At 57.4% G+C, this 3,256-nt stretch carries 3 protein-coding genes; all 3 read right to left on the minus strand.

The window, feature by feature from the left end; all coding sequences use genetic code 11:
- Positions 1 to 16: 16 nt before the first annotated feature.
- On the minus strand, positions 17 to 1,387 hold the full coding sequence (locus tag PHP98_11995; GenBank protein MDD5484349.1) for an FGGY family carbohydrate kinase: 1,371 nt from the start codon (positions 1,385 to 1,387) through the stop codon (positions 17 to 19).
- 2 nt (positions 1,388 to 1,389) lie between these two features.
- Positions 1,390 to 2,382 (minus strand): uroporphyrinogen decarboxylase family protein, encoded by a 993-nt coding sequence (locus PHP98_12000; GenBank protein ID MDD5484350.1) that lies wholly within the window; start codon positions 2,380 to 2,382, stop codon positions 1,390 to 1,392.
- A gap of 14 nt (positions 2,383 to 2,396) precedes the next feature.
- On the minus strand, positions 2,397 to 3,256 hold an 860-nt coding region (locus tag PHP98_12005; protein MDD5484351.1), incomplete at its 5' end, for an SDR family NAD(P)-dependent oxidoreductase.

The following is a 3,256-nucleotide window of genomic DNA, read 5'->3' on the forward strand; positions in this document are numbered from 1 at the left end:
TTTCAAGCATAACAATTCATTGTGAATTTAAAACCTCGCGTTGCAACATCAGGCTGCCGGCCGCCGCCGCTTCCGCCGGCCCGGCAACGACCTCGCGGCCAAGCCGTTCCCCTATTTGCCGGACAAGATAGCGGTTCCTGCTTCCGCCGCCGATCAGAAAAAGTTTTTTGCACGGCATTTGTCCGGCCTTTTCAAGGCCGCGAATGCCGCGCACAAAGCCTTCCGCCAGGCTGTCAAAAACAATTTTTGAAATATCCGCGACTTCCACGGGCTCATCCCCCCCCCCTTCGCGGCAGGCTTTTTTTATTTCGGCAACCATATTCTCTGGTTTGGAAAAACGCGGCGCGTTCAAATCAATGACGCCGTGACAACCCGATTCGCCGGCAAGCCGCGCGAGGTGTTCATAATCAACCTGCCTGCCTTCCTGTTGCCATAGCCGGCGGCATTCCTGGATGATCCACATTCCCGCGCACCCCGCAAAGAGCGCCCGGCGCCGGTCGGCGATTCCGATTAAAGCGTGTTTCCCGGGATCGGCGTTTTTCGGCCATTTTTCCCCGCGCAAGACGCATCCCGGCATGGCATAGGAACCCAGGCTGATAAAAAAAGTCCCGGCCGCGATGGGCCGCAGCACGGCCGTGGCGCAGGCGGTATCGTGATGGATCGTTGAAACGATTTTTACATTGTTCAGCGCAGGATGCGGACTTCTCTCCGGCGAGATTTTTCCGATCACGGAAGGTTTTTCCGTTACCGGCGGCAAGATGCCGGACGGAATACCCAGACGCTCAAGCAAATCCAAATCCCATTCTTGCCTTGCGATATTGAACATCTGGCCGGCCGCGGCAAGGCTCCAATCGGTCGCCGCCCGGCCGCACAAGTCAAAATGGACCATGTCGGCCATATGCAGAATGGTTTTTGTTTTCCGCAGCAGTTCCGGATAGCGGTCGCGCATGGCCTTCAATTTGCACAAGGCGGTGATGGGCGAGATGCAGCAGCCGACGCGTTTTACAAGGTTCTCCGGGGAAATGACGCCGGCAAACGCCTGCGGCAAACCGCGCGTAAACTCATCGCGGTAACAAACCGGATTTTCCAGCATTGCGCCGGCGGCGTCCAGCATGGCAAAATCCTGCGCCCAACTGCAGCAGCCGACGGAGACGATGCGCTCCTGGCCGGCCATCTCCGCCGCTTTGCGCAGTCCCAGGCGAAATTCAGAGCGCAGATACGGCCAATCCCAGCGCCAATGGCCGCGCTCAAACACAGGCGCATTGGCAAAACGATGCGCCTCGGCAACCTCCAGGCCGGAGTGATTCACCCGAAGGGGTCGCCCGGTCCAGCTTCCCAGCAACACCCGTCCGTTGCTGGCGCCAAGATCAATCGCAACGTGAAGCATGGTTACCCATAATTGCCGTAACGTTCCGCCGCCTCAAAAAAGGCGGCAATATTCTCCCAGGGAATATCGGCATTCAGGAGATGCGAGGGCGTCATCAGATAACCGCCGTTTGCGCCGACGGTCTCCATCCGCAGTTTTACTTCCGCCGCCACTTCTTCAGGGGTTCCAAAGGGCAAAGTCTTTTGAACGCTGATCGCGCCGAAGAAAATCAGCTCCGCGCCGTATAAGGATTTGACTTTCGCCGGGTCAATGACTTCCGGCTGGATGGGGTTTAAAATATCAACGCCGATTTCAATAAAGTCAGGTATGATCTCGCCGACCTGGCCGTCCGTATGCAGGAAAAAATCCGTTTCCGGACTGGTGTTTTTCACGGCGTCAACGATGCGCTTCAAACGCGGCTTGAAGAGCGCGCGCCAGTCGTCCGGAGAAATGAGCAGCCCCCGCTGCGAACCCAGGTCATCGCCAATGCCGAAAATATCCGCCCCGGCCGCCGCCGCGCAGCGGGCCTGTTCCACAGCCGCCGCGGTAATTTCGTCCAGAAACACGGACAGCCATTCCTCCTGATAGCCAAGGTCGCAAAAAAATTGTTCGCGGCCCCGCAGCGCGAAGGGCGTTTCAAAATCCGACACGGCGCCGAGCGCGACCGCCGGATATCCGGCGGCATGCAGGGCGTTGATTTTCCGGCGCAGATCGTTAACATCCGGCGGCGCGGGGCGCCAGAGCGCCATGGCCTCCTTGACCTGGCCGGCATTTTGAATTTCACGAATGGCCGGCGCTTGTTTTTTCTGGCGGGCTTTCGTTTCCTCGTCCCAGCCCAGGGCAATCCCGCGCAAGTCCTGGCGAAAACAGTCGCGCGGATGTTTCCCGCATTTTTCCAGGAATAATTTCAAGGTGGTGTCATTGTAACGGTCAATTGCCACGTCATAGAGGGCGCGCGGCGCGGCGTCGGGAATTTGTCTCCGCAATACCGCGCGGACGCGTTCCCGTGAATTCATTTGTTTTATTCTCTTCATTTGCAGAAAGTTCGGCCGCCATCCACGTAAAGCGCCTGGCCGGTAATGTAACCCGCGTAATCGGAAAGCAGGAAAACAGCCGCATACGCAATATCTTCGGGCCGTCCCAGCCGCCGCAAAGGCACTTCCGCGGCGAGTTGCCTGCGTTTTTCCGGATCGGGATGCCGCTGCCGCAGCAAATCGGTCTCAATCAGCGAGGGATGGACGAGGTTGCATCTTATGCCAAAGGGGGCAAAATCCTTTGTAATTGACCGGTTCAAGCCTTCCAAACCGGCCTTGGCGGAAACGTAGTCCGCCCGCCCGCCGCCCCCGGTTGCCACGGCCGCGGACCCGATCAACACGATGGCGCCGTTCTTTTTCTCTTTGAAATGGGGAATAACCGCCTGCGCGGCATAAAAAGCTCCGTTGAGGTTTATTTCCACCAATTTCCGCCATTCAGCGGGGGAAATTTCAAGGAAAGGCTTCGGGCTGGTGTAACCGGCGCAAAAAACCAGGCCGGAAATGCTTTTCCATTTTGCAACAAGCTCCCGGCAGAATTGCGCAGTACCGGCGCTGTCAACGCAGTCCAGCGCGCTTGCCGCGCAGTCAACGCCCAGTCCTTTTAATTCGGTTTGCAATTCGGCCGTTCCGCCGCGGTCGGCCTCATTATCAAGGTGGGTCCAGGCCGCATTGCCGCCGCAGAGCGCAATCCGGCGGCAGACCTCCGCGCCGATGCCGCGCGCGCCGCCAATGACCAGGAAAGATTTTCCCCTGAAATCTATTTTCATTGCCGCGCCCCCCCCGCAAAATAAAAAAAATAATTCTTGCCTTTCAAGCATTAAAATATTATAAACGATTGAAACAGTCAATATAAAAG

The sequence above is a fragment of the Kiritimatiellia bacterium genome (assembly GCA_028715905.1).
Lineage (GTDB): Bacteria > Verrucomicrobiota > Kiritimatiellia > JAAZAB01 > JAAZAB01 > JAQUQV01.